The organism is Klebsiella sp. ME-303 (assembly GCF_007910085.1).
Classification (GTDB): domain Bacteria; phylum Pseudomonadota; class Gammaproteobacteria; order Enterobacterales; family Enterobacteriaceae; genus Klebsiella; species Klebsiella michiganensis.
In genome coordinates this window covers 180,538-205,757 of record NZ_VOJB01000061.1, presented here as the reverse complement: position 1 = coordinate 205,757, position 25,220 = coordinate 180,538, and the positions used below count along the sequence as shown (strand labels likewise).

Sequence of the window (25,220 nt, the reverse complement as noted above, 5' to 3'; positions counted from 1 at the left end):
CGTGTAACCATATGTACAACGCGCTGCTACAACGATGGGACACGGCGTCGGGCGCGGCCCGACGCCGGTGATTTACAGATAACGCGAGGTAAGGTGCTGGCGGAAATAGTCGCTGTTAAGGTCTTCTCCGGTTGCATGCTGAATCAGCTGCGAGGTGGTAAAACGGCTACCGTGCTGCCAGATATTTTGCCGCAGCCAGTCAAACAGGGCGCTGAAGTTACCGTTGGCGATATCGCTTTCCAGCTGCGGTAGCGCCCGTCTGGCGGAAGCCATCAGCTGAGCGGCGTACATCGCGCCAAGCGTGTAGGAAGGGAAATAGCCAAAACCGCCGTCGGTCCAGTGGATATCCTGCATACAGCCGTCGCGATAGTTGCCGAGGGTGGAAAGTCCCAGCCAGTGCTGCATTTTTTCATCCCACAGCGCCGGAATATCCTCGACCTCAATATCGCCATCAATCAGCGCGCGTTCAATTTCGTAGCGCAGAATAACGTGTGCCGGATAGCTCACTTCGTCAGCGTCGACGCGGATAAAGCCCGGTTTGACGCGCTGGTTCCAAGCGATGAAGTTTTCGCGGCTAAAGGCCGGCTGTTCACCAAAGTACTGGCGTACCGTTGGCAGCAGGCGCTGCAGGAAGGCGTCGCTACGGCCAAGCTGCATCTCGAAAAACAGGCTTTGCGATTCATGGATCGCCGTGGAGCGGGCGAGGGCAATGGGCTGATCGAGCCAGTTGCGCGGCAGGTTTTGTTCATAGCGCGCGTGGCCGGTTTCGTGAATGACGCCAAACAGCGCGCTGAGCAGGTCGTTTTCGTTGTAGCGCGTGGTGATACGGACGTCCTGGGGCACGCCGCCACAGAACGGGTGGGCGCTGATATCCAGACGTCCGCCGTCAAAATCAAATCCCAGCACGCGCATCGCCTCCAGCCCCAGTTCGCGCTGGTCGGCAATCGGAAACGGCCCTTGAGGTTCGATGAGCGGCGTTTGCGCCTGCTTCTCAACCACCTTCTCCAGCAGCGAAGGAAGCCAGGATTTCAGATCCGCGAACAGTACGTCAAGACGGGCGCTGGTCATATCGGGTTCAAAAATATCCAGCAGCGCGTCGTAGCGGGAACCGCCTTTTGCCGCAGCCCGAATCTGCGCCTCTTCGCGACTCAGTTTGACGACGTCACGCAGGTTCTCGGCAAAACCCTGCCAGTCGTTCGCCGGACGCTGGCTGCGCCAGGCGTGCTCGCAGCGGCTACCCGCCAGCGATTTCGCTTCCACCAGGCTTTCCGGCAGCAGCGCCGCCTGTTCGTACTGACGGGTCATTTCGCGCAGGTTGGCCTGTTCCACATCATTTAGCTCTTCCTGAAGCGCATTCTGCAGCCATTCACCCACTTTTTTATCGGTCAGGATCTGATGCTGCAAAACGCCAAGCTCGGCCAGCGCTTCGCCGCGGGCCGCGCTGCCGCCGGGGGGCATCATGGCGAACATATCCCAGCCGGCGATGGCGGAAAGATGCGAGAAGCGGGAGAGTCGCTGGAAGGTGCGGGTAAGCTGATGATAATTTTTATTTTCGGTCATGTTTACACTCTGACGGTGGCAAGTGAACAAAAGCTTTTTCGTGGGCCTACACTATCGCGATCCGCCGGTGGGGTCGAGGGATGCGGGCGCTTTCGACATAAATCACCCCGACGTTAATGGGAAATTGCCCACAGCGTCGGCTCGCCCGCTCGACGCAAGCATCAGCATAATGTAGTGATTAATCGATTGCGTATTTTATGTTTGGCTCGAAATAATCCAGATGTGCGTAAAGTAGCAGACGCTTTCTCTGAACTACGGCTAAACTTAATGCAGGCACGGGCCGCCGATGCGAGGTGGATTATGAATCCGTTTACCTGGCTGTTTATAGCACTGCTTTCCGTCGATGCCGTTAGAGAACTGTTGGGAATGTCGTCGGTACTGGGGATGTGGTGAAGAGCGTGGCCCGTTTCAGGCCACGTTAATCTGCGTTATTTCAGTCGCTTGTGTAGACACGCGCCGGTGAGCAGCGCCGCCAGCAGCATCAGCGCGATAAACCCACCTACGCCGTTCCAGCCGTAGTTATGCCAGAATACGCCGCCTAACGTCCCCGCCATACTGGAACCCAGATAGTAGCTGAATAAATAGAGCGATGACGCCTGGCCGCGGGCACGACGCGCGCGCGGGCCAATCCAGCTGCTGGCCACCGAGTGGGCCGCGAAAAAACCCGCGGAAAACAGCAGCATGCCGATAAAAATCAGCCACAGCGACGAGAACAGGGTCAGCAGCAGGCCACCGAGCATCACCGCAGTCGAGAACAGCAGCACCGGGCCGCGGCCGTAGCGAACGGTCATGGCCCCGGCTTTCGGCGAACTCCAGGTACCGGTCAAATAGGCCACCGATAGCAGGCCAACGACCGCCTGGCTGAGGGACCACGGCGAAAGCATCAGGCGGTAACCGATATAGTTAAACAGCGTCACGAATGACCCCATTAACAAGAAACCCTCAAGAAACAGCAGCGGCAGCCCGCGATCGCGCCAGTGCAGGCGGAAGTTGATCAGCAGCGATTTTGGCCGCAGCGAGGTTGGACGGAAGTGGCGCGATTCCGGCAGGATGCGCCAGAACATCAGCGCGGCCGCCAGCGCGAAGCCGCTAATGACCGCCAGCGCTATCCGCCAGCCGAAGAAATCGGTAAATACCCCCGTCAGCAGACGGCCGCTCATGCCGCCAATGGAGTTTCCGCTGATATAAAGACCCATTGAGAACGCCACCACGCTGGGGTGAATCTCTTCGCTCAGATAGGTCATGCCGACCGCCGCCACGCCGCTCAGCGACAGGCCGATCAGGGCGCGCATCATCAGGATCCCATGCCAGCTGGACATCATCGTCGACAGCAGTGAGCAGCAGGAGGCCAGCACCAGCGCGGTAACCATCACCTGTTTGCGGCCAATAGCGTCGGACAGCGGACCGGTAAACAGCAGGCCGACCGCCAGCATCGCCGTGGAAATCGACAGCGAGATACTGCTGCTGGCCGGCGAGACGCCGAATTCACTGGAAAGCACCGGGAGGATCGGCTGGACGCAATAAAGCAGCGCGAACGTCGCCAGTCCGGCAGAAAAGAGGGCGAGAGTGACGCGAATAAATTGCGGAGTACCGCGTTTGATAAACTGGTTTGGCTGAGGAGCGATGATGTCGCTGACGTCGTTTGCCGGGGCGGTGTCAACGGTAGTTGTACGACTCACGGAAAAATCCTTGCTGATATACAGAGAGTTAAGTGACCGCAATGGCCACTTATTCAGGGTATGAAAATGTAAATATTCTGTCTAATATATTAATAATCTCAAATAAGACGTTTTAAATATGAATATTGAACTGCGCCATCTGCGCTATTTTATTGCCGTGGCGGAAGAGCTCCATTTTGGCCATGCGGCGGCGCGGTTAAATATCTCTCAGCCGCCGCTTAGCCAGCAGATTCAAATCCTTGAACAGCAAATTGGCGCGCGTCTGTTTGCTCGTACTAATCGCAGCGTCAGCCTGACCGAAGCCGGAAGGCAGTTTCTCGCCGATAGCCGGCAGATCCTCTCGCAGGTCGATGATGCTGCCGCGCGCGCGGCTCGGCTTCACCACGGCGAAACCGGCGAGCTGCGCATTGGCTTTACCTCATCGGCCCCCTTTATCAAGGCGGTTTCCGACACGCTGTCGACCTTTCGCCGCCGCTATCCCGATGTGCATATTCAGACGCGGGAAACCAACACGCGCGAGCAGATTGTGCCGCTGAACGAAGGCGCGCTGGATCTGGGACTGATGCGTAATACCCAGCTGCCGGATACCCTGGCCTGGGAAAGAGTGCTGCGCGAACCGCTGCTGGCGATGGTACCCCGCGATCATCCGCTGGCCAGCCAGCCGCGCGTAAGCCTGCGGGAACTGGCGCGGGAGCCGTTCGTGTTTTTCGATCCCCATGTGGGTACCGGGCTGTATGACGACATTCTGGGCTTGATGCGCCGCTACGACCTGACGCCAGCCATCACCCAGGAGGTGGGGGAGGCAATGACGATTATCGGCCTGGTGGCCGCCGGGCTTGGCGTGTCGATTTTACCGGCGTCCTTCAGGCGGGTCCAGCTGTTGGAAATGTGCTGGCTGCCGATCGAAGAGCAGGACGCGGTGTCGGAAATGTGGCTGGTGTGGTCGAAGCATCACGAACAGGGGCAAGCGGCCCGGCGTTTTCGTGAATCGCTGCTTGCCAGCGCCACATGAGACATTTAGGACAAATAACGGCTAAAAATGTGCGGTAAATCACAAGGCTAAGCAAAAATTTGACGAGTACCGTTGAAGTGCTTCACCATAGCCATCAGTTTATTTCGAAGCGCGAAAATAAAGGGAGTCAACGGTGGTAGCGGACAGTCAGCCAGGCCATATCGATCAAATTAAGCAGACCAACGCGGGCGCGGTTTATCGCCTGATTGATCAGCTTGGCCCGGTGTCGCGCATCGACCTCTCGCGCTTCGCGCAGCTGGCCCCTGCCAGCATCACCAAAATCGTCCGCGAAATGCTGGAAGCGCATCTGGTCCAGGAGACGGAGATCCAGGAGCCAGGGAGCCGGGGAAGGCCTGCCGTTGGCTTGATGGTGGAAACCGAAGCCTGGCACTACCTCTCTATCCGCATCAGCCGCGGCGAGATCCACCTCGCGCTACGGGATTTAAGCAGCGCGCTGGTGGTGGAAGAGCAGCTGGAACTGGCGTTACAGCACGTTCAGCCCTTCGCGAGCCGGCTGCTCGATCAGGTTGACCAGTTCTTTATTCGTCACCAAAAGAAGCTGGAGCGTTTAACCGCCATCGCCGTCACCATGCCGGGGATCATCGATACCGAGCACGGAATCATCCACCGGATGCCGTTTTATGAAGACGTTAAAGACATGCCGCTGGGCGAAATCTTAGCCAATCATACCGGCGTATCGGTTTATATTCAGCACGATATCAGCGCCTGGACCATGGCCGAATCGCTGTTTGGCGCCTCCCGGGGAGCGCGAGATGTGATTCAGGTGGTGATCGACCATAACGTTGGCGCGGGCGTGATCACCGACGGTCGTCTGCTGCACGCGGGCAGCAGCAGTCTGGTCGAAATCGGCCACACCCAGGTCGACCCGTATGGTAAACGCTGCTATTGCGGTAACCATGGCTGTCTGGAAACCATTGCCAGCGTGGAGAGTGTGCTGGAACTGGCGCAGATCCGCATGGCGAAGTCGATGAGCTCAATGCTGCATCAGCAGCCGCTGAGCGTTGAATGGCTATGTCAGGCCGCGCTGCAGGGGGATTTACTGGCGCGGGACATTATCAGCGGCGTCGGGAACCACGTTGGACGGATTCTGGCGATTATGGTTAACCTCTTTAACCCGCAGAAAATCCTTATCGGCTCTCCCTTCAATCTTGCCGCGGATATCCTGTTTCCGGCAATATCTGATTGTATTCGACAACAATCGTTACCAGCCTATAGCCGACATATTGCCGTGGAAAGCACCCAGTTTTCTAACCGGGGAACGATGGCTGGCGCGGCCCTGGTAAAGGATGCCCTCTATAACGGATCGCTGCTGATACGACTGTTACAGGGTTAACATTTTTTCATATTCACACCAAAAATTGCGCTATCTCAAGCTGGCTTCCGGCAGCATCGCGTAGACTTTTTCCACAGTTGATTATTTCTCTCCCGTATATTTCATCAACATAACTGTGGGGTTAGTGATGTTTAAGCGTTTCTTCATAACAGGTACTGACACCGCTGTCGGCAAGACGGTGGTTTCCCGTGCGCTGTTGCAGGCACTGGCTGCCAGCGGCAAAAGCGTCGCCGGGTACAAGCCTGTGGCGAAGGGCAGTAAAGAGACGCCGGACGGACTGCGGAACAAAGATGCGCTGGTCTTACAGAGCGTGTCATCGCTGGTGTTACCGTATGAAGCTGTCAATCCCATCGCGTTAAGCGAAGATGAAAGCAGCGTGGCGCACAGTTGCCCGATCAACTACGGACTGCTGTCGGATGGTCTCCAGCGCCTCAGCGGCCAGGTTGAACATGTGGTGGTTGAAGGTACCGGCGGCTGGCGCAGCCTGATGAACGACCTGCGTCCGCTTTCGGAATGGGTGGTGCAGGAACAGCTGCCGGTGTTAATGGTCGTCGGCATTCAGGAAGGCTGTATCAATCATGCTCTGCTGACCGCGCAGGCGATTGCCAACGACGGCCTGCCGCTGATCGGCTGGGTGGCCAACCGGATTAACCCAGGCCTGGCGCATTATGCTGAAATCATCGAGGTGCTGAGCAAAAAGCTGCCGGCGCCGCTGATCGGTGAACTGCCTTACTTACCGCGCGCGGAGCAGCGTGAACTGAGCCAGTATATCGACTTATCGATACTCGGCGAGGTGATGGCGGTAGATAGAATCCCGGCGTAACGTCCGCGACAGCACCGACGCCAGTACGCTGGCAATCAGTAAACCGGGCAGTAAAACGTATTGTCCGGTCATTTCACAAATCATCAGCGTGGACATAATCGGCGCGTGGGTGGTGGCTGCCAGAAACGCCGCCATGCCGGTTAAGCCAACCACTATCGCGATAGCCTGGTAATCAGGTAGCCATAGCCCGGTCAGGCTGGCGAACAGCATGCCGATCCCCAGCCCAACAAACAGCGTTGGGGTAAAAACGCCGCCCGGCGCGCCGGAACCGCTGCTGGCCAGCACGGCGAGCAGCTTGCAGACAAACACCACAATCATGGCGCTGAAGAGCGGCGGCGAAAGAAGATAGCTTTGCACAACGCTATAGCCATTTCCCCAGACGGCCGGCGCGAGCAGCGACAGCAGACCGACGATAAGGCCGCCCAGCGCCAGCTGCCACGGGGGCGACAGGTGCAGCCGGACAAAGCACCGGTGGCTATAGCTCATCAGCCAGATAAACAGCGGCCCGCAAAGCCCGGCCAGCAGCGCCGTCGCCAGCATCAGCGCATAGTGCGTCGCGCTCAGGGTTTCGTGGAATTCAACGTGATACAGCGGAGCCGAATCGCCGTTCAGCAGATTGGTCAGCAGCAGGGCCACCACCGCGGCAATCACCACCGGGCCAAGCGACGCCAGCATCAGGGTACCGAATAAGATCTCGGCGATAAACAGGCTCCCGGCCAGCGGAGCGTGGTAAGCGCTGGCCATCCCGGCGGCGGCGCCGCAGGCTACCCATAGCTTCCACTCTTCTTTTGGCGTAAAGCGGCGGGCGAACAGCGACGCGGCCAGCGCCGCCAGCAGGATCATCGCCCCCTCGCGACCGATGGCGCTGCCGGTCGTCACCACCAGCAGAGAGGCCAGCGATTTTACCAGGCTGGCTGGCGTATCAAACACGCCGTCGCCGGTCTCGAGCGCTTCCATATAGTCGGTTGGCGCACGGGGCCGCGCAAGGGTGCGGCGCTGCCAGAGCCAGAGCAGGGCACCAGCCGCAAGGCCGCCAAGCGCGGGCGTCAGCAACCGACGCCATGGTGGCAACGACTCGGCGGCGTTCACCAGGCTTCCGCTGTCATTGCTCAGAAACAGGCTTTCCAGACCGGTCATCGCATGGCGAAACAGGGCAACCGCGAGCGCGGCGAGGACGCCGACCAGCATGGCGATAACCATGCGGCGAAACATAACCTGAACATCAGGATAAGCGTGAAGACGATGCATCAGCGAATTCGGTTAACGGGAAATGGGGCTTATTTTTACCGGGAATAAGCATAGACGCAAAAGCGATAAGTGCGAAAGAGATTAAATGTGACGTTGTCACGAAGTGCGTTATGCCCGGCGGGCGGGCATAACGTCAGGGCATTAGCGGTAGAGCGGCTTATCCGCGACCGCGCAGGGCAGCCGCGCCTGCCATCGCGCCAGCGTTTCTTGCGCCAGCTGACCAAGAGCCTGATAAAAAGGGTTTCCCGCCCCGGCAATAAACACGCTCAGAAAACGGCCCGACCACGGGAGAAGATGCCAGGCCAGAAGCTGGTTAAATGCCTCATCCTGACCGGATTCACAAAGCCAGGCCGCCAGCAGCAGCAGCGTACCGAAGTGGTCTTCCGGTTCAGCGCGTTGCTCAGACAAACCGATGCCGTTAGCCCGCATCCACTCGCGCAGCGCCAGCGTAGAGTCGCCAAACAGCACGCTTTCTTTATCCAGCCAGACGGAGCCCCACGGCGGCGCAGGCAGCGCCCACGGGCCGATGAACAGCCGCTGCCAGGCGTCCGCCAGCGGTTCATCGTCTTCGAGAGCGAACTGCGCCGCCAGGCCGTTCGCGACCGGCCAGGGCCACTGACTTTGCCAGCTGCCGTCGCGCAGGGCGGCAACCAGCGGAGCAGCCTGCTCGCTGCCCGGAGCATAAGAGAACAACGCCCCCAGCGTACGGGCGCTGAGTACGACGGCATCGCGGTCTTGCGATTGCATCATATCTATTCCTTACTGCAGAGGGTGCCGCGGCACCCATTCATTAACCGGCAATCGCCGTACCGACGGTCATATGTAGGCCATAAAACAGGCCGCGACCGATAAACTCGCCGAGTAATACCAGTATCAGTCCGAGCAGCAGGCTGGCGATGCGCGGGTTTTTCTTTCTTGCCAGCGGGCAGATCCAGCAGCCAAGGCCCAGCGTCAAAAATGCTAAACGCAGGATTTGTAGCCAGCCGTAGTTTGGCAGCAGGGCGCTGGCCTGCTGCACGGAACTGCGGATCTCCGCCAGTTCGCTGTTCTGCAAAATGACCACGGCCAGGCTTGCCAGCAGCGCGAGGACGCTCATCGACGCGAAGACCGTGCCGTTAAAAGGCACGTTGGCTACCCGCAGCAACAGGGCGGCGAAAAGCGGCCCGCACAGCACCATCGTCAGGAAGAAGGCGGCGGTGGTGTAGGCATTATACCAGGTCGGCACGGTATTAATTTGATAGACCAGGGTCATCTCGAGGACGAACAGGCAGCCGAGCAGCATGGTGAGCAGAAGCCAGGCCTTGGCCAGGATTGCCGGCATTTTGCCGAGAAACGTCAGCAGCCACCAGACTCCTCCGACGGCGAAAAACAGCGCGCCGCTGGCGATTTCATTACTTAACGCCGATGCGCCGACCCGGGTAAGAGAGTTAAATGCCCGCAGCGGCGAGCCGAGGTGGATAATCGACGCCAGAAAGCCAATCCCCATGACCAGCCAGATAAAAAACATGCAGCGCACCAGGCGCTGCCGGGCTTCGGAGTTATTATTCAGCGAAAGCCAGCCGAGCCCGCTGACGATAATCGCCCCTGCGACGCTTTGCCCCAGCACCGTAAACAGCACCAGCGGCCATTCATGCCATCCATTTCCCATTTTACACCTCCTTCGGATTGGCCAGATAGCCGGTGGTATCGCCGCACGGACGCGCGTTGGCGTTCGGTTTGATCGCGATACTCGGCCTGGTGAAGTGCGCAGAAGGCAGCGGGGCGACGGCGGCAAGCTGACCGTGCTTTTCACGCAGTTCTTCGATGGGGCCAAAGTCGAGCGCCCGCAGCGGGCAGGACTCGACGCAAATCGGCTTTTTACCCTCGGCGACCCGGTCATAGCAGCCGTCGCATTTGGTCATATGGCCCTTTGCCGCGTTGTACTGCGGCGCGCCGTACGGGCAGGCCATGTGGCAGTAACGACAGCCGATGCACACCGCTTCATTCACCACCACAAAGCCGTCATCGCGCTTGTGCATGGCGCCGCTGGGGCACACTTTTGTGCAGGCCGGGTCTTCGCAGTGGTTGCAGGCGATGGACAGGTAATAGGCGAAGACGTTTTGCTGCCACACGCCGTTGTCCTCCTGCCAGTCGCCGCCCGCGTATTCGTAGATGCGGCGAAAGCTCACGTCAGGCGTGAGGTTTTTATAATCCTTGCAGGCCAGCTCGCAGGTTTTACAGCCGGTGCAGCGGGCGGAATCGATAAAAAATCCATACTGAGCGCTCATGGTTTACTCCTTAAACCTTCTCGATTTCGACCAGATTGGTGTGCTGCGGATTGCCTTTAGCCAGCGGCGAAGGGCGGTGCGTCGTCAGCGTATTAATACAGGATCCGCGATCGATACGATCGCCATTCATGTTGGCGTCATGCCAGGCGCCCTGGCCCATTGCCGACACGCCGGGCATGATGCGCGGGGTCACCTTAGCCGGAATGCGCAGCTCGCCGCGGGCGTTGAATACGCGCACCATATCGCCGTTCTTAATCCCGCGCTTTTCGGCGTCCAGCGGATTTAGCCACACCTCCTGACGACAGGCCGCCTGCAGGACATCCACATTGCCGTAGCTGGAGTGGGTACGCGCTTTATAGTGGAAGCCGAACATTTGCAGCGGGAATTTCTCGCGCAGAGGATCGTCCCAGCCTTCGAAAGTAGAAGCATATACCGGTAATGGACTGATGGTTTCGTCTTTTTCCAGCTGCCATTTGGCGGCGATATCCGCCAGACGGCTGGAGTAGATCTCGATTTTACCCGACGGGGTTTTTAGCGGGTTGGCGACCGGGTCTTTGCGGAAGTCGCGGTAGGCCACAAAGTGACCGTTGGGGTCTTTACGCTTGTAAATCCCCATCTTTTTCAGTTCATCGTAGCTCGGGAGCGCCGGGTCTTTCGCCAGCATTTTCGCGTACAAATGCTGCAGCCACTGCTCCTGGGTACGGCCTTCGGTAAACTTCTGGTGGACATCCTCGCCAAGCCGTTTTGCCACTTCGCTGAGGATCCAGTAGATAGGTTTGCGCTCGAATTTAGCGGAGGTGACCGGCTGAATAAAGATGAGATAGCCCATATTGCCGGCGTAGTCGTTGGGAATAATGTCTTCCTGCTCGACGGTCATCAGATCCGGCAGCAGGATATCGGCGTATTTGGCCGAGGAGGTCATAAAGTTTTCGATAACCACGATCGTCTCGCACTTGCTTTCGTCCCGCAGGATCTCGTGGGTCTTATTGATATCGGAGTGCTGGTTAATGATGGTATTGCCGGCGTAGTTCCAGATGAATTTAATCGGTACGTCCAGCTTCTCTTTGCCACGCACGCCGTCGCGGGTGGCGGTCATTTCCGCGCCGCGATCGATGGCGTCGGTCCAGCTAAAGCAGGAGATCTGGGTTTTCACCGGGTTTTCCGGCAGCGGCATGCGTTCGATGGTGATAGTGTAAGTTGACTCGCGCGCGCCGCTGTTGCCGCCGTTGATGCCGACGTTGCCGGTCAAAATAGGCAGCATGGCGATCGCCCGGGAGGTCAGTTCGCCGTTAGCCTGGCGCTGCGGACCCCATCCCTGGCAAATGTAAGCCGGCCTGGTGCTGCCGATTTCCCTGGCCAGCTTGATGATGCGGTCGACGGGAATGCCGGTGATCCGCGAGGCCCATTGCGGCGTTTTCGCCACGCCGTCATCGCCCTGTCCAAGAATATACGCTTTGTAATGCCCGTTCTTCGGGGCATCTGCCGGCAGCGTTTTTTCATCGTAGCCGACGCAGTACGTATCGAGGAACGCCTGATCGACCAGATTTTCATTAATCAGCACCCAGGCGATGCCCGCCACCAGCGCGGCGTCAGTGCCGGGGCGAATCGGGATCCACTCATCCTCCCGCCCGGCGGCGGTGTCCGTGTAGCGCGGGTCGATAACGATCATTCGCGCGTTAGAGCGCTCTCGCGCCTGTTCTAAATAGTAAGTGATCCCGCCGCCGCTCATGCGGGTTTCCGCCGGGTTATTGCCGAACATCACCACCAGCTTGCTGTTTTCGATATCGGAGGTGCTGTTGCCGTCGTTGCTGCCGTAGGTATACGGCATCGCGCAGGAAATCTGCGCGGTACTGTAGGTACCGTAGTGGCTTAAAAAACCGCCGTAGCAGTTCATCAGACGCGCGACCAGCGAGGCGTAAGGGGAGGAGCGGGTGATATTGCCGCCGACAATCCCGGAGGAGTAGTTAATATAAACCGCTTCGTTGCCATACTCTTTGACGATGCGTTTGAGATTGTCGGCGATCGTATCCAGCGCCTCCTCCCAGCTAATGCGGACAAACTTGCCTTCGCCGCGTTTGCCGACGCGCTTCATGGGATAGTTAAGGCGGTCGGGATGATTAATGCGGCGGCGGATGGATCGGCCGCGCAGGCAGGCGCGCACCTGATGATCGCCATAAATATCCGCGCCGGTATTGTCGGTTTCGACCCAGACGACTTCATCGTCACGCACGTGTGAACGCAGGGCGCAGCGGCTGCCGCAGTTGACCGAACAGGCGCCCCAGACGATACGCTCCTCGCCGCGAGCGGCGTCTTGCACCGCGGCAGCGGCGTGACTCAGGCTGAAAGGCAGCGATAAACCGCCGGCGGCGAGAGCCAGCGAGCCAAGGGCGGTTGATTTGATTAGCGTTCGACGGGTAAGGCCGTCGGTATGTTCCTGGTTAGACATTGCTCACTCCATGATTTTGTTATAATGGCGTAATGCCAACGCCTTCGTAAGGTCGGCGTGGAGAGTGAGGAATGATACTTAAAATGGAGTAGAGAGATCTTATCCCTGGTCAACCGAGGGATAAGACTTCTCCAGACATTCGGCGAGGTTACTGCGCACCGCTGTCGCGGGTATAGATGATTTTAAAGGTGTCGTTGGCGCAGTGGCCGACAACCTGTGCGCCGGGCTGATCGGGCTGGTCGTTCGGGACTATCGTCAGGCTGAAGCCCGATTCCGGGACGCCGTTGTTGATGATTTTTTGCTGAATATCGCTTTTTACCCGCTCGCAGGAATCCGGCGCCGCGAAAGCAGCGGTCGAACCCAGAAGCAGAGCCGCACATAGCCAGGGTGATAGTTTCATCATAAACTCCTTATTAACGTTATCCAGACTTAAGCATAGCAGAAGTGGTGTAAACAATTGTATTTGCTAATATGATTGAACTATGCACAAAAGGAATCGCGCGTGAAAAAACGGTTGTTGCTGTTACTGGCTGTCGGGGCGCTTAGCGCCTGCGATGAAAAGGGCGCGCCGCAGGCCTTCACCCCGGAAATGGCCAGCTTTTCTAACGAATTTGAGTTCGATCCGCTGCGCGGGCCGGTGAAAGCGTTTAGCCAGACGCTGTATGACGAACACGATCAGGTGGTGAAGTGGGTTAAAGGGCGTTTATCCAGCGAAGGGTGTTTTGACCTGCTGGCATTTGAGGATCGGGAGAATAAAACCGGCGCGGCGTTGGTGCTGGACGCTAACTACTACCTGGATGCGCAAAGCCACGAAAAGCGCCTGCGTTTACAAGGCAAATGTCAGCTGGCGGAAATGCCCTCGGCGGGGGTCTCCTGGGAAACCGATGATAACGGGTTTGTCGTCACCGCTCGCGGCAAGGAGAGTACAGCGACGTACCGCTACGATAGAGAAGGCTATCCGCTGGGCAAAACCACCATAGCCAAAGGTGAACAATTTACGGTGGCCTCAACGCCGTCATCCGATCCGCGCAAAAAAATGGACTACACCGCAGTGAGCACCTTCAATGACCGCGCGCTGGGCAACGTAAGCCAGACCTGCGATTACGACAGTCACGACAACCCGGTAAGCTGCGAGCTTAAGGTTGTCGACGACAGCGTGCAGCCTGCGTTAACCCGCCACTACACCATCAAAAGCACTATTGACTATTACTGAGCCGTCGGTTTCAGCAGCGTCTGGCCCTGCGGTTTATGCTCGGCCAGATACTGGTGCTGGAACAGGCACATGCGGATGGTATTGCGGTATTCGCCGTTAATAAAGAATTCATGAATCAGCTCGCCTTCCACCATAAATCCGAGCTTGCGGTAGATGTGGATCGCTTTTTCATTTTCTTTATCGACGATGAGGTAGAGCTTATACAGGTTGAGCACCATAAAGCCGTAGTCCATCGCGAGCTTAGCGGCGCGGGTGGCCAGACCTTTTCCCTGATAATCGGGAGAGATAATGATCTGAAACTCGGCGCGGCGGTGCACGTGGTTGATTTCAACCAGCTCAACCAGTCCGGCCTTTTCGCCGTCGCATTCAATGACAAAGCGGCGTTCGCTCTGATCGTGAATGTGTTTGTCGTACAGGTCGGAAAGCTCAACAAAGGCTTCATAGGGCTCTTCAAACCAGTAGCGCATAACGCTGGCGTTGTTGTCGAGCTGGTGGACAAAGCGAAGATCTTCGCGCTCAAGCGGGCGGAGTTTGACGTGATAAGCGTCAGTCATGGGAGTACCTGTGTGTTATAGCGAAGTTTTGGTGATTGTGGCGCCCGTGCGGGCGCCATTCATTACGGGGTAATGGTGCGACCGGTGCGGCGGTCAAGGCAGCGCAGGGTGTTGGGCTCCCAGTACGCGTTGACGTTCGCGCTCTTCTGGCAGTTGTCCTGGGCGTCAAAAGCCACGTCGGCTTTATCCCACTCTTTTTCGGCGCGCTTGTTGACCTTCTGGCGTAAAGTGCGGGTGTCATTCCACTGCTCTTTTTCCATGGCGGCCTGCTGGCGGCTCTGGGCGCTGTCGCCGGATTCGATGACCAGCTTGTCCGTTTTGGCGAATGACGATGCGGTAAAGACCACCGCGCTCAGCGCCAGCAGGGCAGTCAGGCACCAGCGTTTGTTCAGTGTTGTGTTCATCACGATTTCCTTTAAGCGATTCCCTTGGATTGAGTTTACTACATCTCCTTTCGACGGCATACCCGACAAAACAGAGTAAACGACGGCCATTATTGCGTAGAATGCGTTAACGCTTGTTCAACTTACGACGCTTTGCATGTTAAAAACCACGCTGCTTTTCTTTGCTACCGCCCTGTGCGAAATCATTGGCTGCTATTTACCCTGGCTCTGGTTAAAACGCGGGGCGACGCCCTGGCTGCTGATGCCGACGGCCCTGGCGCTGGCGCTTTTTGTCTGGCTTCTGACGCTGCACCCCGAGGCAAGCGGACGGGTTTATGCCGCTTACGGTGGGGTGTACGTGTGTACTGCGCTGCTGTGGCTGCGCTTTATCGATGGCGTCAGACTCAGCCACTATGATTGGGCCGGCGCGCTGGTTGCGCTGTGCGGCATGCTGATTATTGTGGCCGGCTGGGGACGCGCATAGCCTCTTTTACTGAGTGAGCCGGGCCAGGTGATGCTGTCCCGGCCCATCTCTTCCTGCCTTCTCGCTCGCTTTCTCTGTTCACGCCGCTTTTATCCCCGATGAGATACTGTGATCTGCCGCGTCTTTTTCGATCGTTATACTTGTATGGTAGTAGGTCTGATGGTTTACTTTTACCCACTAACCGCACAGAAGTAAGGAATGAGAAATGAAGATCGTTGCCGCTGAAGTTTTCGTCACCTGTCCGGGGCGCAACTTCGTCACCCTTAAAGTCACCACTGATGACGGGATCGTCGGGTTAGGTGACGCGACGCTAAACGGTCGCGAGCTGTCCGTTGCGTCCTATCTGCGGGATCATCTCTGTCCGCAGCTGATTGGCCGCGACGCGCATCGCATCGAAGATATCTGGCAGTTTTTCTACAAGGGCGCCTACTGGCGTCGTGGTCCGGTCACGATGTCGGCGATTTCCGCTATCGATATGGCGCTCTGGGATATCAAGGCGAAAGCCGCAGGCATGCCGCTATACCAGCTGCTGGGCGGGGCTTCGCGCGAAGGCGTGATGGTCTACTGCCACACCACGGGTCACTCCATCGATGAAGTGCTGGATGACTACGCGCGCCACAAAGAGATGGGGTTTAAAGCGATTCGCGTGCAGTGCGGCGTGCCGGGGATGAAAACCACCTACGGGATGGCGAAAGGTAAAGGGCAGGCCTACGAGCCGGCAACCAAAGGCCAGTGGCCGGAAGAGCAGCTGTGGTCTACCGAGAAGTATCTCGATTTTACGCCACAGCTGTTTGCCGCGGTACGCGAAAAATTTGGCTTTAACGAGCATCTGCTGCACGACATGCATCATCGCCTGACGCCGATTGAAGCGGCGCGTTTTGGCAAGAGTATTGAAGATTACCGCCTGTTCTGGATGGAGGATCCGACCCCGGCGGAGAATCAGGCATGTTTCCGTTTAATTCGTCAGCATACCGTCACGCCGATTGCCGTCGGAGAAGTCTTCAACAGCATCTGGGATTGTAAACAGCTGATCGAAGAGCAGCTGATTGACTATATCCGCACCACCATTACCCACGCAGGCGGGATTACGGGGATGCGTCGGATCGCCGATTTTGCCTCGCTTTATCAGGTACGCACCGGTTCACACGGGCCGTCCGATCTTTCTCCGGTCTGCATGGCGGCCGCGCTGCACTTCGACCTGTGGGTGCCGAATTTTGGCGTCCAGGAATATATGGGCTATTCCGAACAGATGCTGGAAGTCTTCCCGCACAGCTGGACGTTTGATAACGGCTATATGCATCCGGGTGAAAAACCGGGGCTGGGAATTGAGTTCGATGAAAAACTGGCCGCGAAATACCCCTATGAACCGGCCTATTTGCCTGTAGCGCGTCTGGAAGACGGCACGTTGTGGAACTGGTAAAGAAGGAAGTCAAAATGAAAAGTATCGTGATTCGCCAGCCCAACGAACTGGTGATTGAAGAGCGTCCGATCCCGCAGCCTGCCGCGGGCGAAGTGCGGGTAAAAATTAAGCTGGCGGGGATATGCGGTTCCGATAGCCATATTTATCGCGGCCACAATCCGTTTGCCAAATACCCGCGCGTTATTGGCCATGAATTTTTTGGCGTTATCGACGCCATCGGAGAAGGGGTTACCGACAAAGCCATCGGCCAGCGGGTCAGCGTTGATCCGGTCATCAGCTGCGGCCATTGCTATCCTTGCTCGGTGGGCAAACCAAACGTCTGCACCTCTTTGGTGGTGCTCGGCGTGCATCGGGATGGCGGTTTTAGCGAGTACGCGGTGGTGCCGGCGAAAAATGCCTGGCAGGTTCCGAACAACGTGACGGACAGACATGCGGTGATGATTGAGCCCTTCACTATCGCGGCCAACGTTACCGGGCACGTTTCGCCAACCGACCAGGATATCGCGCTGGTCTACGGCGCCGGGCCAATGGGCCTGACGACCATTCAGGTGCTGAAGCGGGTGTATCGCGTTAAGCAGGTCATCGTGGTCGATCGCATTGATGAACGCCTGGAGATGGCCCAGCGTAACGGCGCGGATTGGGTGATTAATAACAGCGTCGTGCCTCTGACGGATACGCTGAAGGCGGAGGGGGTACTACCGACGCTGATTATCGATGCGGCCTGTCATCCCTCGATTCTACAAGAGGCGGTCACCCTGGCTTCTCCGGCGGCGAGAATTGTTTTAATGGGATTCTCGACGGAGCCTTCGCAGGTTGCACAGCAGGGTATTACCGGCAAGGAGCTCTCTATTTTCTCGTCGCGTCTTAACGCCAATAAATTCCCGGTGGTCATAAAGTGGCTGGAACAAGGCTTAATTAACCCGGAGGAGCTGATTACTCATCAATTTGCTTATCAACATGTTATCGATGCACTGGAGCTTTTTGAAAATGACAGGAAACGTTGCTGTAAGGTTTTATTAACCTTCAGCCAATAACAACAGGTGCGGACTCTGTATTCTACAATTAGAGATAATCATTATGACTACCGTAAAAAATGAGAGAACCACTTCCGATCTCATTCGTGCAGCCGTATCTGGTTGGTTAGGCACGGCACTGGAGTTTATGGATTTCCAACTCTATTCCCTTGGCGCAGCGCTGGTTTTCCATGAGATTTTTTTCCCGGAGCAATCCGCCGCCATGGCGCTGATTCTGGCAATGGGAACCTACGGCGCGGGCTATATTGCGCGGATCGTCGGCGCCTTTATTTTTGGTAAAATGGGCGACAGTATTGGGCGCAAGAAGGTTCTGTTTATTACCATCACCATGATGGGGATCTGTACCACGCTTATTGGCGTGCTGCCAACCTATGCCCAGGTCGGTATTTTAGCGCCGGTGTTGCTTGTGACTTTACGTATTATTCAGGGGTTGGGTGCCGGGGCCGAAATATCAGGTGCGGGTACCATGCTGGCGGAATATGCGCCGAAAGGTAAGCGTGGAATTATCTCTTCGCTGGTGGCTATGGGCACCAACTGCGGTACGTTAAGCGCCACGGCTATCTGGGCGGTGATGTTCTTCGTGCTGGACCGTGAACAGCTCGTCGCGTGGGGATGGCGTGTGCCGTTCCTGGCAAGCGTAGTGGTGATGATCTTTGCCATCTGGCTGCGTCTCAATCTGAAAGAGAGCCCGGTTTTTGAGAAAGTGAGCGAAGACAGCGTCCTGCAGAAAGAGATAGCGACCCAGGAAGGAACCTTTAGCGCCATGCTGAAAAGTAAGTCCTTCTGGCTGGCGACGGGTCTGCGCTTCGGACAGGCGGGAAATTCAGGATTGTTGCAAACTTTCCTCGCGGGCTATCTGGTTCAAACATTACTGTTTGATAAAGCTATCCCTACCGATGCGTTAATGATTAGCTCTGTTATCGGCTTTATTACTATCCCATTCCTTGGGTGGCTGTCAGATAAAGTAGGGCGTCGCTTACCCTATATTATCATTAATATTTCAGCCATTATTCTGGCGTATCCCATGCTGTCGATTATTGTGGATAAGAGCTATAGCGCGAGCACCATCATGGCGTCACTGATCGTCATTCATAATATCGCGGTATTGGGTCTGTTTGCGCTGGAAAATATCACCATGGCGGAAATGTTCGGCTCACGTAACCGCTTTACCCGCATGGCAATTTCAAAAGAGGCGGGGGGATTAGTCGCCGTAGGCTTTGGCCCGGTGCTGGCCGGTATTTTCTGCAATATGACCGGTTCCTGGATGCCCATTGTTGTGATGCTGGTGTGCTACTCCATCATTGGCTTAATTTCCGCCATTCTGATGCCTGAAGTGCGTGACCGCGATCTGAGCTTGCTGAATGACGCCGCAGACTGCGCGCCGCAGAATAAAGCGGTGGGTAACGGGCAATATATTTAAAAAACACAAACTCCGCACCGAATGATGATCGCCGTAAATAACATTATGCCGGGCCATTAGCCCGGCATTTTCACTCTTTTATTCTCAGAAATACCGAAAGTATAACTCGCCCATCTTCTTGTATGGTAGTTGATAAAAGTCAAAGATATCATACCAATTGCATGAGATGGTTTATTTCACCAGCCGGTACCCACTTACCGTGGGGATCCAGAAATCATAAATATGAGAGCCACCATGGAACATATGCTATTAACAGCGAACGCCACGCTGCCAGCTTACGATCGCAACCGTCTTATTCCACGCATCGTTCATTTGGGCTTTGGCGCATTTCATCGCGCTCACCAGGCGGTATATGCCGATATTCTGGCGACAGAACACGGCAGCGACTGGGGCTATACCGAAGTGAACCTGATCGGTGGCGAGCAGCAAATCGCCGATCTGCAACAGCAGGATTTACTTTACACCGTCGCCGAAATGTCGGCGGATGCCTGGACCGCCCGCATTGTTGGCGTGGTCAAAGAGGCGATGCATGCCCAGGTCGATGGTCTGGAAAGCGTGCTGGCAAAAATGTGCGAGCCTCAGGTCGCTATTGTGTCATTGACCATTACCGAAAAAGGCTACTGCCACTCGCCGGCCAGCGGTGAACTGCAGTTAGATCACCCGTTGATTGTTGCCGATTTGCAAAACCCTCATCAACCGAAATCCGCGCCGGGCGTGGTGGTAGAAGCGCTGGCACGCCGTAAGGCGGCAGGTCTGCCGGCCTTCAGCGTGATGTCCTGCGACAATATGCCGGAAAACGGTCACGTCATGCGTAATGTCGTCTGCGCCTATGCCCGCGCCGTGGATGCCGAATTAGCCGAGTGGATTGCGCGCAGTGTCACTTTCCCTTCTACTATGGTTGACCGCATCGTACCGGCGGTGACTGCCGAAACGCTGGAGAAAATTGAACAGCTCACCGGCGTTCGCGACCCGGCTGGCGTCGCCTGCGAACCGTTTCGTCAGTGGGTCATTGAAGACAACTTTGTCGCCGGTCGTCCGCAGTGGGAAAAAGCCGGCGCTGAGCTGGTGTCGGACGTGCTGCCCTTTGAAGAGATGAAGCTGCGCATGCTGAACGGCAGCCACTCGTTTCTTGCCTGGCTGGGCTATCTGGCGGGATACCAGCATATTAATGACTGTATGCAGGACGAAAACTACCGTCGCGCCGCGCGTGCGCTGATGCTGGAGGAGCAGGCGCCGACGCTGAACGTGCAGGGTGTGGATCTGGCACGCTATGCCGGTCTGCTGATCGAGCGCTATAGCAACCCGGCGCTGAAGCACCGCACCTGGCAGATAGCGATGGACGGCAGTCAGAAACTGCCGCAGCGGATGCTGGATTCGATTCGCTGGCACCTGGCGCATGGCGGCGACTTTACGCTGTTGGCAATGGGCGTCGCGGCCTGGATGCGCTATGTCAGCGGGGTGGATGACCAGGGGCAGGCGATTGAAATCTCCGATCCTTTACTGCCGGTGATTGCGCAAACCGTACAGAATAGCGCAGACGGCGAAGAACGCGTGCGCGCACTGCTGGGTATTGAGGCTATTTTCGGTGCCAGTCTGCCCCAGGAGAGCCGTTTCGTGAACGCGGTGGTTCGCGCTTATTTATCCCTGCAGCAGCACGGCGCAAAAGCGACCGTAGCGGCCTGGGCTCAGGCAAACTAATTTATTTCACCCGCGTGCCGCCGGTCCCGGCGGCATTGCCCTCATGCTGTATCCCTGAACGCTTTTCCCGCCAGAAATATATTTCCCGTCAGGCGCAATCTTTGATCCAGATCGTTGAATATACATAACTTTATCTAACAACAGTTAAGTATAAATAACTGATGTTTATTTTAATGAATTAAATATTTATCTGGATGATTATTCATTCTCCTGGTGAAGTAAATATGGCATGATGAGTTAACTTACTAAGTTTCCTCAGAAAAAAGGAGAACGGACTATGTACAAAAAAATTTTGCTGCCCGTAGACGTTTTTGAAATGGATTTAAGTGACAAAGCGGTTCGCCATGCTGAGTTTTTAGCATCAGCGGATGAAGGGGAGATTACGCTGCTCAACGTTCTGCCGAACAGCAGCAGCTCAATTTTACGCGGTTTTGCGGCCGATATACGTAAGTTTGAGGCCTATATGCGTGAGGAATCTGAGAAAAAGATGAAGACAATATCCCGTCTGTTCTCCATTCCCGCCGGGCGGATTCATTCCCGAGTGGTCTTTGGCAACGTGCGCGATGAAATTCTGGCGGTGAGCGGCAATGAGGATTTTGACGTTATCGTTATTGGTTCCCGCAAGCCGGGTATATCCACTCATCTTCTTGGTTCAAACGCTGAGTCGATTTTACGTCACGCTAAAATACCGGTTCTGGTTGTCAGGTAAGAGTCATCATCAATCTCTCGCGGCAGATAACCTGTTCTGCCGCAACTCGTTTTATTCCTCGCTGAACCAGTCGCTGTTTTCCTGACGAACAAGCAGCACGGACTCGCTAATTTCTTGCAGATGCAGGCGCATGGCTTTTTCAACCGCATCCGGATTGCGGGCGACCAGCGGCTGGAAAATATCATAGTGCTGACGCAGCATCATATCGGGCGGGGTCACATGATCGAGGCTCATATAGCGCACCCGGTCAATGGTGGCTTTAATATTCTCGACGGTATCCCAGGCGAGCTGGCAGTCGGCGATTTGCGAGAGCTTCTGATGAAATTCGTCATCCAGCTGGAAAAAATCCGTTAACTGCTGCCGCTCCACCGCCGTACGCTGCTGATTGAGATTTTGCTCAAGCTGGTAGAGCTGTTCATCATTCACCATTCCGGCGGCGCGTCGCACCACGGCGCATTCGATGGCCTGGCGGACAAAACAGCCGTTACGCACCTGCGAGAGCGAGATTTTATTCACGTAGCTGCCGCGCTGCGGACGGATCTGAATTAAGCCATTTTCAGCCAGTTTTATAAAAGCTTCGCGTACCGGTTGCCGGGAAACGTCAAAGCGCACGGAGACTTCTTTTTCCGAAAGAGGGGTGCCTGGCGGGATCAGACAATGGACGATATCCCGACGCAGGATACGATAAATTTGCTGATTAACGGGCTGTGTCGGATTCAGGTGTGCTTCTGCGGCCATGGATGATTACTTTTATATGAGGTATTTGCGCTATTTTACGCGTTTTTTGCCTTCCAGCCCAGACCCGGCCCGCGGGCCGGGTTACAGAGCTTAGCCCTGGCGGTGCACGTTCAGTCCGGCAAAACTTTGGCTGACCGGCATGATTTCCAGGGTATTAATGTTGACGTGTTTTGGCAGGGTTGCGACCCACCAGACCGCTTCGGTGACGTCTTCCGGAGTCAGGGCCTGAGTATTTTCGTAAGCTTTCTCGGCTTTAGCATCATCACCTTTAAAGCGCACGTTAGAGAACTCGGTGCCGCCGACCAGGCCGGGCTCAATATCGGTCACGCGAAGGGCGGTACCGTGAAGGTCGGTACGAAGATTGAGGCTGAACTGACGCACAAACGCTTTGGTCGCGCCGTAGACGTTACCGCCAGCATAAGGCCAGGCGCCGGCGACCGAACCGATATTGATTACGTGGCCGCGATTACGCTCAACCATACCCGGCAGAACGGCGCGGGTCATATACACCAGCCCTTTGTTATTGGTGTCAATCATGTCTTCCCAGTCTTCAATGTTGGCTTTATGCGCGGGCTCCAGTCCCAGCGCCAGCCCGGCATTATTGACGAGAACATCAATCGCCTGCCAGTCTGCCGGCAGTCCGGCAATCAGCTCTTCAATGGCTGCACGGTTGCGCACGTCCAGCTGGGCGGTATAAAGGTTCTCGCCCAGCTCATCTTTAAGCGTTTTCAGGCGTTCTTCGCGACGCCCGGTGGCAATCACTTTGTGACCGTTAGCGATAAAACGGCGAGTAATGCTTTCACCAAAACCCGCTGTTGCTCCGGTAACCAGGATAATCATCTTACTGTTCCTCAACGATTTTTGTGTCTTCATACCATAGCACGCGATCCCGGCGACGGGTAATGGAAATCACCAGACCTCTCCGCCGAACGCGGCGGTGAACAGAGTAATCATTGCGGTCAATCAATGAGTTGCCTAATCTTACAGAATAATCGTGTTCAGGAGATGAAGATGTCGGAGAACAATCCTTTTTTTAGCGTCAGTCTGCTGCCTTATCAGGCGCCGCGTTTCGATTTGATTGACGTGAGTCATTACCGTCCGGCCTTCGACGAGGGCGTTCGTCGCCAGCGCGCAGAGATTGCCGCTATCGCGAATAACCCGCAGCCGGCTGATTTTGCCAACACGCTGGAAGCCCTGGAACAGAGCGGCCAGCTGCTGGCTCGGGTAACCAACGTCTTCTTCGCTATGGCGGGCGCGGAGACCAATCCGGCCATTCAGGCGCTTGATGAGCAGTTTTCCTCTGAGCTGGCGGAACTGGCGAATGATATCTGGCTCAACGATGCCCTTTTTCAACGCGTGAAGCAGGTGTGGGAGCGGCGAGAGTCGCTCTCCCTTGACGCCGAATCCCGACGTCTGCTGGAGGTGACCTGGCAACGCTTTACCCTTGCGGGAGCCACGCTTGCGGACGATCAAAAAGCGGCGCTTCGCGCGCTGAATACCGAAGCGGCAGCGCTGCAAAGCCAGTTTCAGCAGCGCCTGCTGGCGGCGGTAAAATCTGGCGGTCTGGTGGTGGATTACGCTCATCAGCTCGCGGGGCTTAGCGACGATGAAATAAGCGCAGCGGCAGAAGCCGCGCAGGAGAAGGGATTAGGTGGGCGCTGGCTGCTGCCTTTACTCAATACAACCCAGCAGCCCGCGCTGGTTTCGCTGCAGGACCGGCAGACGCGAGAGAATCTGTTTGCAGCAGGCTGGACGCGAAATCAGAAGGGCGATGCGAATGACACTCGCGAGCTGGTACTGCGGCTAGCGGAGCTCCGCGCGCGCAAAGCGCAGCTGCTGGGCGCTGATGACTTCGCCAGCTGGTCAATGGCCGATCAGATGGCGGGCGATCCGGCAGAGGCGTTTGCCTTTATGCGGCGAATCGCTCCGGCGGCGAAGGCGCGGGCCGAGCAGGAGCTGGCGGATATTCAGCAAGTTATTGATAATGAAGGCGGTGATTTCCGCGCGGCGGCGTGGGACTGGCTCTATTACGCCGAGCAGGTGCGCAGGGCGAAATTTGCCATCGATGAAGCGCAGCTCAAGCCCTATTTTGCCCTCGACCGCGTCCTGCGCGACGGCGTGTTCTGGACGGCGACACAGCTGTTCGGTATTCGCTTTGTCGAGCGATTCGATATTCCGGTTTATCATCCGGACGTGCAGGTATGGGAAATTATCGACGCTAACGGAGAGGGAATTGCGCTGTTCTACGGCGACTACTTCTCGCGGGACAGCAAAAGCGGCGGGGCGTGGATGGGCGTATTTGTTGAACAATCCACCCTGCGTGCGCAGCATCCGGTAATTTATAACGTCTGTAACTACCAGAAACCCAAAGCCGGACATAGCGCGCTGCTTTCCTGGGATGAGGTCATCACCTTATTTCACGAATTTGGGCATACCCTGCACGGCCTGTTTGCCAGCCAGAAGTATGCCAGCCTGTCGGGAACCAATACGCCGCGCGATTTTGTTGAGTTTCCTTCACAGATTTATGAACACTGGGCCAGCGAGCCGCAGGTATTTGCCCACTATGCGCGGCATCATCAAACCGGGGAAATCATGCCGGCCGCGCTGCGCGACAGCATGTTCCGCGCGGCGAAGTTTAATAAAGGCTACGACATGAGCGAACTGCTCGCAGCGGCGCTGCTGGATATGCACTGGCATAGCGTGAGGGAGGATAAACTCCCGGACGATGTTGATGCGTTTGAAGCCGCGTCCCTGCGTGCGGAGAATATGGATCTGGCCGCCGTGCCGCCGCGCTATCGTAGCAGCTACTTTTCGCATATCTTCGGCGGCGGCTACGCGGCAGGCTATTACGCCTATCTGTGGACGCAGATGCTGGCCGATGACGGCTACCAGTGGTTTGTTGAGCAGGGTGGTTTAACCCGTGAAAACGGCCAGCGCTTCCGTGAAGCGATTTTGTCTCGCGGCAATAGCACTGATTTAGCTGAACTTTATCGCCAGTGGCGCGGACACGATCCGCAGATTGAACCGATGCTGGAAAACCGCGGGCTGAGCTAGTCGCGCGTTTTGACGAGTAGAAGAAGACCGGGCGCAGCGCCCGGTTTTTTATCCAATTTTTCCTTCCCCAAACTCTGCAAAACGTCTCCGCCCAATTTAGCGCCCTCGGAATGGTTTGTCCTGT

24 protein-coding genes are annotated in these 25,220 nt (G+C 56.5%); 12 read left to right on the top strand and 12 right to left on the bottom strand.

Annotated elements, in window-relative coordinates; translation table 11 throughout:
• Positions 1-72: 72 nt before the first annotated feature.
• The gene (locus FQK12_RS06455) at positions 73-1,560 is read right to left on the bottom strand and encodes a carboxypeptidase M32 (RefSeq protein WP_014229536.1); all 1,488 of its coding nucleotides are present in this window, start codon (positions 1,558-1,560) and stop codon (positions 73-75) included.
• A gap of 300 nt (positions 1,561-1,860) precedes the next feature.
• On the opposite strand from FQK12_RS06455, the gene FQK12_RS27440 reads away from it, so the two are divergent.
• Positions 1,861-1,953 carry a KPN_01571 family protein gene (locus FQK12_RS27440; RefSeq protein ID WP_004851273.1) on the top strand — a complete coding sequence of 31 codons (93 nt, stop codon included), beginning with the start codon at positions 1,861-1,863 and terminating at the stop codon, positions 1,951-1,953.
• Between the two features lie 35 nt (positions 1,954-1,988).
• On the opposite strand, the gene FQK12_RS06450 is transcribed toward FQK12_RS27440, so the two are convergent.
• The gene (locus FQK12_RS06450) at positions 1,989-3,239 is read right to left on the bottom strand and encodes an MFS transporter (RefSeq protein WP_014229535.1); all 1,251 of its coding nucleotides are present in this window, start codon (positions 3,237-3,239) and stop codon (positions 1,989-1,991) included.
• 118 nt (positions 3,240-3,357) lie between these two features.
• On the opposite strand from FQK12_RS06450, the gene FQK12_RS06445 reads away from it, so the two are divergent.
• The 3 genes from FQK12_RS06445 to bioD all read left to right on the top strand — a co-directional run bounded on the left by FQK12_RS06445 (position 3,358) and on the right by bioD (position 6,428).
• Complete coding sequence (locus FQK12_RS06445) at positions 3,358-4,251, top strand: LysR family transcriptional regulator (protein ID WP_014229534.1); 894 nt, start codon at positions 3,358-3,360, stop codon at positions 4,249-4,251.
• 133 nt (positions 4,252-4,384) lie between these two features.
• The gene (mlc, locus tag FQK12_RS06440) at positions 4,385-5,605 is read left to right on the top strand and encodes a sugar metabolism global transcriptional regulator Mlc (protein WP_014229533.1); all 1,221 of its coding nucleotides are present in this window, start codon (positions 4,385-4,387) and stop codon (positions 5,603-5,605) included.
• Positions 5,606-5,732: 127 nt separating this feature from the next.
• Complete coding sequence (gene bioD, locus FQK12_RS06435) at positions 5,733-6,428, top strand: dethiobiotin synthase (protein ID WP_004851267.1); 696 nt, start codon at positions 5,733-5,735, stop codon at positions 6,426-6,428.
• Here bioD and clcB read toward each other — a convergent pair.
• The 6 genes from clcB to FQK12_RS06405 all read right to left on the bottom strand — a co-directional run bounded on the left by clcB (position 6,381) and on the right by FQK12_RS06405 (position 12,789).
• Positions 6,381-7,676, bottom strand: coding sequence for a voltage-gated ClC-type chloride channel ClcB (gene clcB / locus FQK12_RS06430; RefSeq protein ID WP_046876603.1), 1,296 nt, complete (start codon positions 7,674-7,676; stop codon positions 6,381-6,383). The two genes, bioD and clcB, sit on opposite strands and share 48 nt — an antisense overlap.
• Before the next feature lie 141 nt (positions 7,677-7,817).
• Entirely contained in the window at positions 7,818-8,426 is a 609-nt protein-coding gene (gene dmsD, locus FQK12_RS06425; RefSeq protein WP_014229531.1) for a Tat proofreading chaperone DmsD, read from the bottom strand.
• A 40-nt stretch (positions 8,427-8,466) separates the two neighbouring features.
• Positions 8,467-9,324: a DmsC/YnfH family molybdoenzyme membrane anchor subunit gene (locus FQK12_RS06420; protein ID WP_014229530.1), complete on the bottom strand. Its 858-nt coding sequence runs from the start codon at positions 9,322-9,324 to the stop codon at positions 8,467-8,469.
• 1 nt (position 9,325) lies between these two features.
• Positions 9,326-9,943, bottom strand: a complete 618-nt coding sequence (locus FQK12_RS06415; RefSeq protein WP_014229529.1) for a DMSO/selenate family reductase complex B subunit — start codon at positions 9,941-9,943, stop codon at positions 9,326-9,328.
• Positions 9,944-9,953: 10 nt separating this feature from the next.
• Positions 9,954-12,389: a selenate/tellurate reductase subunit YnfE gene (ynfE, locus tag FQK12_RS06410; RefSeq protein ID WP_014229528.1), complete on the bottom strand. Its 2,436-nt coding sequence runs from the start codon at positions 12,387-12,389 to the stop codon at positions 9,954-9,956.
• Between the two features lie 148 nt (positions 12,390-12,537).
• Positions 12,538-12,789 (bottom strand): DUF1161 domain-containing protein, encoded by a 252-nt coding sequence (locus FQK12_RS06405; protein ID WP_004119709.1) that lies wholly within the window; start codon positions 12,787-12,789, stop codon positions 12,538-12,540.
• Between the two features lie 102 nt (positions 12,790-12,891).
• Between FQK12_RS06405 and FQK12_RS06400 the strand changes: the two genes are divergently transcribed.
• A complete protein-coding gene (locus tag FQK12_RS06400) occupies positions 12,892-13,602 on the top strand; it encodes a YnfC family lipoprotein (protein ID WP_014229527.1) in 711 nt (236 codons plus the stop codon).
• Here FQK12_RS06400 and speG read toward each other — a convergent pair.
• Positions 13,596-14,156, bottom strand: a complete 561-nt coding sequence (speG, locus tag FQK12_RS06395; protein ID WP_004102449.1) for a spermidine N1-acetyltransferase — start codon at positions 14,154-14,156, stop codon at positions 13,596-13,598. The two genes, FQK12_RS06400 and speG, sit on opposite strands and share 7 nt — an antisense overlap.
• Positions 14,157-14,218: 62 nt before the next feature.
• Entirely contained in the window at positions 14,219-14,560 is a 342-nt protein-coding gene (locus tag FQK12_RS06390; protein WP_004851259.1) for a DUF1283 family protein, read from the bottom strand.
• Positions 14,561-14,696: 136 nt separating this feature from the next.
• Between FQK12_RS06390 and FQK12_RS06385 the strand changes: the two genes are divergently transcribed.
• From FQK12_RS06385 to FQK12_RS06360, 6 genes are all read left to right on the top strand, one after another.
• Positions 14,697-15,023 carry a YnfA family protein gene (locus FQK12_RS06385; protein WP_014229526.1) on the top strand — a complete coding sequence of 109 codons (327 nt, stop codon included), beginning with the start codon at positions 14,697-14,699 and terminating at the stop codon, positions 15,021-15,023.
• 205 nt (positions 15,024-15,228) lie between these two features.
• The gene (gene rspA / locus FQK12_RS06380; RefSeq protein WP_004851257.1) at positions 15,229-16,443 is read left to right on the top strand and encodes a starvation-sensing protein RspA; all 1,215 of its coding nucleotides are present in this window, start codon (positions 15,229-15,231) and stop codon (positions 16,441-16,443) included.
• Between the two features lie 14 nt (positions 16,444-16,457).
• Positions 16,458-17,477: a Zn-dependent oxidoreductase gene (locus tag FQK12_RS06375; RefSeq protein ID WP_014229525.1), complete on the top strand. Its 1,020-nt coding sequence runs from the start codon at positions 16,458-16,460 to the stop codon at positions 17,475-17,477.
• 43 nt (positions 17,478-17,520) lie between these two features.
• Positions 17,521-18,897 carry an MFS transporter gene (locus tag FQK12_RS06370; protein ID WP_029946863.1) on the top strand — a complete coding sequence of 459 codons (1,377 nt, stop codon included), beginning with the start codon at positions 17,521-17,523 and terminating at the stop codon, positions 18,895-18,897.
• Between the two features lie 234 nt (positions 18,898-19,131).
• Complete coding sequence (locus FQK12_RS06365) at positions 19,132-20,595, top strand: mannitol dehydrogenase family protein (RefSeq protein WP_004851251.1); 1,464 nt, start codon at positions 19,132-19,134, stop codon at positions 20,593-20,595.
• 277 nt (positions 20,596-20,872) lie between these two features.
• Entirely contained in the window at positions 20,873-21,304 is a 432-nt protein-coding gene (locus FQK12_RS06360) for a universal stress protein (protein WP_004851249.1), read from the top strand.
• Positions 21,305-21,355: 51 nt separating this feature from the next.
• On the opposite strand, the gene FQK12_RS06355 is transcribed toward FQK12_RS06360, so the two are convergent.
• Positions 21,356-22,042: a GntR family transcriptional regulator gene (locus FQK12_RS06355; protein ID WP_014229523.1), complete on the bottom strand. Its 687-nt coding sequence runs from the start codon at positions 22,040-22,042 to the stop codon at positions 21,356-21,358.
• A gap of 90 nt (positions 22,043-22,132) precedes the next feature.
• Complete coding sequence (gene ydfG, locus FQK12_RS06350; protein WP_004851244.1) at positions 22,133-22,882, bottom strand: bifunctional NADP-dependent 3-hydroxy acid dehydrogenase/3-hydroxypropionate dehydrogenase YdfG; 750 nt, start codon at positions 22,880-22,882, stop codon at positions 22,133-22,135.
• Between the two features lie 171 nt (positions 22,883-23,053).
• On the opposite strand from ydfG, the gene dcp reads away from it, so the two are divergent.
• Positions 23,054-25,096 (top strand): peptidyl-dipeptidase Dcp, encoded by a 2,043-nt coding sequence (dcp, locus tag FQK12_RS06345; RefSeq protein WP_014229522.1) that lies wholly within the window; start codon positions 23,054-23,056, stop codon positions 25,094-25,096.
• The last annotated feature ends 124 nt before the right edge of the window (positions 25,097-25,220 follow it).